General features: G+C 72.5%; 7 protein-coding genes and 1 pseudogene. 1 reads left to right on the top strand and 7 read right to left on the bottom strand.

The window, feature by feature from the left end; genetic code table 11:
- Positions 1–472, top strand: a pseudogene (locus VN520_RS32040) (ferredoxin-NADP reductase); the annotation flags it as partial.
- Between the two features lie 176 nt (positions 473–648).
- Here the strand turns inward: VN520_RS32040 and VN520_RS32045 are convergent.
- The 7 genes from VN520_RS32045 to VN520_RS32075 all read right to left on the bottom strand — a co-directional run.
- On the bottom strand, positions 649–1665 hold the full coding sequence (locus VN520_RS32045; protein WP_325750437.1) for an aromatic ring-hydroxylating dioxygenase subunit alpha: 1017 nt from the start codon (positions 1663–1665) through the stop codon (positions 649–651).
- A gap of 2 nt (positions 1666–1667) precedes the next feature.
- Positions 1668–1892 (bottom strand): recombinase-like helix-turn-helix domain-containing protein, encoded by a 225-nt coding sequence (locus VN520_RS32050; protein WP_325750438.1) that lies wholly within the window; start codon positions 1890–1892, stop codon positions 1668–1670.
- A 29-nt stretch (positions 1893–1921) separates the two neighbouring features.
- Positions 1922–2857 carry a PDR/VanB family oxidoreductase gene (locus tag VN520_RS32055; RefSeq protein WP_325750439.1) on the bottom strand — a complete coding sequence of 312 codons (936 nt, stop codon included), beginning with the start codon at positions 2855–2857 and terminating at the stop codon, positions 1922–1924.
- 38 nt (positions 2858–2895) lie between these two features.
- Positions 2896–4521, bottom strand: a complete 1626-nt coding sequence (locus tag VN520_RS32060; protein WP_325750440.1) for a thiamine pyrophosphate-binding protein — start codon at positions 4519–4521, stop codon at positions 2896–2898.
- A 9-nt stretch (positions 4522–4530) separates the two neighbouring features.
- On the bottom strand, positions 4531–5319 hold the full coding sequence (locus VN520_RS32065) for an SDR family oxidoreductase (protein ID WP_325750441.1): 789 nt from the start codon (positions 5317–5319) through the stop codon (positions 4531–4533).
- A 19-nt stretch (positions 5320–5338) separates the two neighbouring features.
- Complete coding sequence (locus VN520_RS32070) at positions 5339–6094, bottom strand: SDR family oxidoreductase (RefSeq protein WP_325750442.1); 756 nt, start codon at positions 6092–6094, stop codon at positions 5339–5341.
- A partial coding sequence (locus VN520_RS32075; RefSeq protein ID WP_325750443.1) for a cupin domain-containing protein occupies positions 6087–6461 on the bottom strand: 375 nt, incomplete at its 5' end. The genes VN520_RS32070 and VN520_RS32075, both read right to left, overlap by 8 nt.

The raw sequence follows: 6461 nt of genomic DNA on the forward strand, positions 1-6461 counted from the left end.
GGACGTCACGAGGAGCACGAGCAGCCGGGAGATCCCTGCCGGACTGCTGCTGCGGGCGGTCGGCCAGCGCGGACTGCCGGTCGGCGGGCTGCCGTTCGACAAGGCGAGCGGCACCGTTCCGCACGAGGGCGGCAGGGTGGCGGGCCGGCCGGGAACCTACGTCGTGGGATGGATCAAGCGCGGCCCCTCGGGCGGCATCGGGGCCAACCGGACATGCGCCGCCGAGACCGTGGGCACGCTCCTGGACGATGCCGTCAGCGGTGCGCTGCCCACGCCCGAGCACGGGGCGAAGGCCTTCCAGCGGCTCGTGCGGCGCCGTAACCGGCGGGTCGTCGACGCCCGCGGCCTGGCGGAGATCGAGCGTGCCGAACTGGCCCTGGGGCGCCGAGCCGGCCGCCCCAGGGTCAAACTGGCCACCGTTCCCGAGCTGGTGGCGGCAGCGAGGGGCAGCCGTCGGCGGATCCCCGGCTGAACAGCTCCGGCCCTCTCCGCCGGCCGCGGGCCGGGCGCGCAGGCCGCGGCCGGGCGGAGAGGGCCGTTCCGGAGGGGAGCGCTGTTCCCGTCGTCCGGTGCGTCGCGAGGCCGGCCGGGTGGGCCCGCCGGTCTCGGTCCCCCTCCCCCGGTGGATGCCTCCGTGCGGTGTGCTCCTCAGGCCCCCGCCGTCGACTGGGCCTCGGCCGCGGCCCGGTAGAGCCGGCGCAGCCGCACCACGCCCAGGTCGTGCTGGTAGAGGTTCTCCCGCTGGTCGGCGTCGGCCGGCATGGCCTCCAGCATGACGCGGTCCTGCTCCAGGACGTCCCAGTGGCGCTGTTCGATCAGCGTCCGGTACAGGAAACGCCAGGAGGCGCGCTGCCAGTCCTCGACCCGGCGGTAACGCCAGAAGAAGACGCCGCTGCGCTGCTCGTCCACCGGGCAGACCATGCCGACGATGCCGAACGCGCCCCCGGGGCCGGCTGACGGCGGATAGGGGATGGAGAGGTCCACCCAGTCCACTCCGGTGCGGCAGAGCTCGACCCAGTCGAAGTTGACGCCCCGCTGGTCGGTCTTCTCGAAGAAGTAGCCGCGGGCGGTCTCCCGGATACGGAACTTGGCCGTGGTGTCGCCGTCGAACATGGTGTGCGAGTCATGGTGCAGGAACGCGCCGTGCATCGGGTCGAGCAGGTTCTCCACGGCGTACCGCCAGGGCGCGTTCCACTCCGCGTAGCAGAGGAACGCGTCCACCTCGGGGTCGGTCAGCGGGTCCGGCGGTGTCAGCTCGGCGGGCTCGGGGTGCTCCTCGTCCCCGAAGTAGGCGAGGATCGCGCCCGCGACCTCGCGCACCGGCAGTGAGGTCACCAGCTTCTTGCCCTCCAGGCTGCATCCCGGCAGTCCCGGGACGGAGGAGACGGTGCCGTCGGGCTCGACCTCGACGCCGTGGTACCAGCAGGCGACCCGGTCCCCGAGGTGCTTGCCGAGGGACAAGGGGGCACCGCGGTGCGGACACCGGTCGGCGAGCATGGACAGGGCTCCGTCGGAGCGCCGGAACAGCAGCCACTGCTCGCCGAGCGCGGTGACCTTGCGCATCGCGCCCGGGGCGACGAAGTGCGAGGGGACGACCGGGTGCCACTGGTTGCGCAGACCGGTGGCGTAGATGTGGTCCGCGGTGGCGGAGGACGACAGCGTCATGGTCAGGCTCCCAGTCGGTTCATCTCGGCGCGGAAGGATTCCTCGGTCCACGGGCTGCCGTCCGCGGCGTGGACCTGACGCGCGTTGAGCCCTCGCACGACGTCGGCGAGCCCGTGGCCCTCGCGGGTGTAGACCTCTTCGAGGGTGGCGGCGAGCTTGTACTCGTACGGGGTGGGCTCGTGCGTGCGGGACTGGTGGACGTCCAGGTACGGCCAGGTGTCGGTCACGGTGTCTCCTGAAAGTGCGGGGGAAGGTGTCACAGGTCGAGGACGAGCCGGCCGGAGGCGCACCGCGAGACGCAGATCATCATCGTGGCGCCTGCTGCCCGTTCGGCCTCGCTGAGCAGGAAGTCGCGGTGGTCGGGCGTTCCTTCGAGCACCCGGGTCTCGCAGGAGCCGCATATCCCGTCGCGGCACGAGTTGTCCACGGTGAGCCCGGCCTCCTCCGCGGCCTCCAGGACGGACGTGCCGGCGCCGACGGTGAACGTCGTCCCGGAGGCCCGGCATTCGACCTCGAACGCCTCGTCCCCGCCGGAGCGCTCCACCACCGGAGCGGCGAACCGCTCCAGGCGCAGCCGGTCCTCGGGACAGCGCTGTTCGACGGCCGCGAGCAGCGGTCCGGGACCGCACGAGTACACCAGGGCGCCCTCGGGCAGCCCGGAGAGCACGGAGTCCAGGTCGATGTGGCCGTGCTCGTCCTGCGGGACGAGCGTGGTGTCGCCCCCGAGCGCGTCGAGTTCGCCGGTGAACGCCATGGAGGCCCGGCTCCTGCCGCCGTAGACCATGCGCCAGTCGGCGCCCCGGCGGGCCGCCTCCCGGGCCATCGCCAGCAGCGGGGTGATTCCGATGCCACCGGCGACGAACACGTAGGACGGGGCGTCCTCCAGCGCGAAGTGGTTACGCGGCTCGGAGACCGTGATCTGCTGACCCGGTCGCAGCTGGGTGTGCACGAATCGCGAACCGCCGCGTGAGGCGGGTTCGTTGAGCACGCCGATGCGGTAGACGTCCGGGGTGTGCGGGTCGCCGCACAGGCTGTACTGGCGGACCTGGCCGCCGGCGTGGACGTCGAGGTGCGCGCCGGGGGTCCAGGCGGGCAGGGGTTTGCCGTCCGGGTGGGTCAGCTCGACGGACAGGACTCCCTCGGCCTCCCAGGTCATACGACGGACGGTCAGCCGCAGCGATTCCTCGCTCATGGTCTGTTGCCTCCTTACCGGCAGTTCGGACGGGCGGGCTACTGGCCCGGGATCCGCACGGGCGGGGTGAACGGGTTCTTCATCGGGCCGAGGGCGTTCAGGTCGACCTCGACGAGGGTGGGGCCGTCCGAGGCGATGGCTGCGGTGACCACGGGGGCCGCGTCCTCCTCGGCTCCTATGCGGGCGTAGGGCAGTCCGCAGGCCTGGGCGAGCAGGGCGAAGTCGGGGGTCGTCAGATCGACTCCGGAGCGGCGCTCGCTGTGGCGGTCCTGCATGTTGCGCAGGACTCCGTAACCGCCGTCGTTGAACACGATCAGGGTCAGGCGGGGCCGCTCCTGGGCGAGGGTGAGGAGCTCGCCGAGGTGGACGGCGAGTCCACCGTCTCCCGCGATCACGACGGTGGGCGCGTCGGGCCGCGCGAGCGCCGCGCCGATGCCCATGCCCAGTCCCTGCCCGATGCCGCCGCCGCGCGGGAAGACGTTGTCCTTGGGGTCGTACATCTCCAGGAGCCGGTTGCCCCAGCTGCTGGAGGGGATGGTGACGTCGCGTGCGACGACGGCCTCGCGGGGAAGGGCGGCGCGGATCGCGTCACAGATCGCGGCCTGCGGTCCGATGGTGTCGTGCAGGATCGCGCGTACCTCGGTGCGTACGGCTCCGACGCGGTCCGTCCAGCCGGGTTCGGCGGTCACGGCGTGGGGCAGCAGAGCGGCCAGGACACCGGCCGCGTCACCGTGCAGCGCGTGGGTGGCCGGGTGGACCCGGCCGAGGGCGGCTGCGTCGAGGTCGATCTGGATGTGTGACCCGGGGAGCTCCAGGGTGTAGTCCGCGGTCTCGTTCGACCGGAAGTGCGTGCCGATGGTCAGCAGGACGTCCGCGTCGGCGAGCAGGGCCCGCACCGCCGGTGCGGTGGCGAAGTTGCCGATGACCTGCCGGTGGTCCTCGGGCACGCTGCCCCGCCCGGAATTCGAGGTGATCAGTCCCGCGCCGGTCGCCTCCAGCAGCCGGGCCAGCTCGCCGCGGGCGGTGTTCGCGCCGCCGCCGGCCCAGACGAGCGGGCGGCGGGCGGAGGCCAGGAGCGCGCCCGCGGCCGCCAGGTCGCTCTCCGCGGGGACGACGGGAGCGGGCGCCGTGCACCCGGCGGGTTCGTCCGTCTGCACCGCGTACTGGAGGTCGATGGGCCACTCCACACTGGCGGGGCCACCGGGCGCGGTCAGCGCCGCGCGGGCCGCGTCGCGCAGGATCCTGCCTGCCTGCCCGGTATCCGGCACGCTCGCCGCGTGGGCGGAGACGGCCTTCAGCATGCCGAGCTGGTCCTTGGTCTCGTGGATGAATCCCCTTCCGCTGCCCAGGAACCCGCTCTCCACCTGGCCGGTGATGTGGAGCACGGAGCTGCCCGCGCTGAGCGCCTCGATCAGTGATCCGGCGGCGTTTCCCGCACCGGTCCCGGTCGAGGTGAGGGCGCAGCCGAGGGTTCCACGGGCGCGGCCGTAGGCGTCGGCGGCGTTGACGGCGGATGCCTCGTGCCGCACGGGGACGAACCGCAGTTCACGGTCGACGGCTTCGACGAGCGGCAGGTTGTGGACGCTGACGATGCCGAAGACGGTGTCGATGCCGAGTTCGCGCAGGACGGTGACGAGGAGATCGCCTCCGTTGTCGTGACGCATGGTGTCTCCTCAGAGGATGGAGCGGCCGACGCCGCCGCAGACGTCGATGCTGGTGCCGGTGATGTAGGAGGCGCGGGGCGAGAGCAGGGTGACAACCGCGTACGCGACTTCCTCGGCCCGGCCGAGGCGGCCCAGCGCGATGCCCCGGTCCTCGGCCAGTTCCGTCTGCCATTCCTCGTACGTCAGGCCGGAGTCCGCGGCCGCGTGGCGGCGGGTCCACTGGCCGGTGTCGACGAGTCCGAGGCAGACGGAGTTGACCCGGATGCCGTCACCGGCGAGTTCGGCGGACAGGGACTTGGAGAGGTTGAGGATGCCGGCGCGTGCCGCGCTCGTCGTGATCAGCCGGGTCTCGGGCTGTTTGGCCAGGACCGCGTTGATGTTGACGATGCTCGCGGCCCCGGACGCGGCGAGATGAGGACGCGCCGCCCGGAGGGGGTTCAGCACCCCGGCGAACTTCAGCTCCAGTTCGTCGCGCCAGTCCTCGGCGGTGGCGTCGTCGAGTCCCTTCATGCGGGACTGCCCGGCGTTGTTGACCAGTCCGTCGATGCCGCCGAACTCCTCGGCGGTGCGGTGGACGAAGCCGCTCACGGCGTCCGCGTCCCGTACGTCGCACACGGCGGTCAGCAGACGGCCGCTCCCGGCGCCGAGGCCGGCGGCCGCTGCGGCCAGCCGGCCGGCGTCACGGCCGCAGGTGGCGACGCGAGCGCCCTCGTCGAGCAGGGCGCGGACCGTGGCCAGGCCGACGCCCGAGCTGCCGCCGGTGACCACGATGGTGCGGTCGGCGAGGCCCAGATCCATAACTCGTATCTCCTGCGGTTCAGTTCATGGTGAAGCCGCCGTTGACGGCGATCACCTGTCCGGTCAGATAGCGGGATTCCTCGCCGAGCAGGAAGGAGACGATCCCGGTGAGGTCGTCGGGCTGCTGCGGCCGGGAGATGGCCCGGTTGAGGCGGTAGAGCTCGTGCCGCTCGGCGGGCACGGTCTCGGTCGCCTCGCACTCGGTGAGGCCGGGGGCCACCGCGTTGACGGTGATCCCCTTCTCGCCGAGCTCGCGCGCCATGGCGCGGGTCAGTGCGATGACGGCGCCCTTGGAGGCGATGTAGTGGGCGAGGCGCGGGGAGCCGTACAGGGCCGCGTCCGAGGCGAGGTTGACGATGCGGCCGGGTCCGGTGAAGAGCGGGTACAGGGCCTTCGACACCAGCCAGGGGCTGCGGGCGTTGACCGCCATCAGCCGGTCCCAGACCTCGATGTCGATGTCCTGGAACTCCTTGCCGCCCACGCCGTTGGCGAGCGCCGCGTTGTTGACCAGGCCGTGGAGCGGGCCCAGTCCGCGCACGGCGTCGGCGAGCGCCTCCACCGAGGCGGGGTCGGCGACGTCGCAGTGCACGAAGTGGGCGTCGACGCCCTCCGCGCGCAGCTCGGCCGCGGCGCGCTCGCCCCGCTCGCGTTCCAGTTCGGCGAGGACGACCCGGAAGCCGTCGGTGCCCGCCCGGCGGGCCGTGGCCAGTCCCAGGCCACGGCCCGCTCCGGTGACGACGACGGTGCGCCGGCCTGCCGGGGGCTGGTCAGCCACGGGTGACGCCGTGCATCGGCGAGTACTCGGGGTAGGTCGGCACCTGCGGCTTCTGCGTGCCGATGACGACGCAGAACAGGGCGTCGGTGTCGCCCTCGTTCTTGAGGGACCGGGTCACACCGGCGGGGACGACGATCATGTCGCGGTAGCCCAGGGTGCGGTACTCGGCTTCGTCGGCGCCCCGGTGGATGCCGACCTTGACCTCGCCCTCCAGGACGAAGAAGGCCTCCTCGACGTCGTGGTGGGTGTGGGCCGGGCCTTCGGCGCCGGGCGGCAGCAGCATGTTGGAGAAGGTGAACCCGCCGGAGGGAAGGATCCGGCTGTCGCTCTCGTGGTTACCGGTGGCGCCGGAGCCGACGTAGCGGAT

Origin of the sequence: Streptomyces sp., from assembly GCF_035563135.1 — a bacterium.
Lineage (GTDB): Bacteria > Actinomycetota > Actinomycetes > Streptomycetales > Streptomycetaceae > Streptomyces.

Coding starts and splice junctions, on each gene's coding strand:
- VN520_RS32045 (WP_325750437.1), bottom strand. CDS start 1,665: ATGACGCTGTCGTCCTCCGCCACCGCGGACCACATCTACGCCACCGGT.
- VN520_RS32055 (WP_325750439.1), bottom strand. CDS start 2,857: ATGAGCGAGGAATCGCTGCGGCTGACCGTCCGTCGTATGACCTGGGAG.
- VN520_RS32060 (WP_325750440.1), bottom strand. CDS start 4,521: ATGCGTCACGACAACGGAGGCGATCTCCTCGTCACCGTCCTGCGCGAA.
- VN520_RS32065 (WP_325750441.1), bottom strand. CDS start 5,319: ATGGATCTGGGCCTCGCCGACCGCACCATCGTGGTCACCGGCGGCAGC.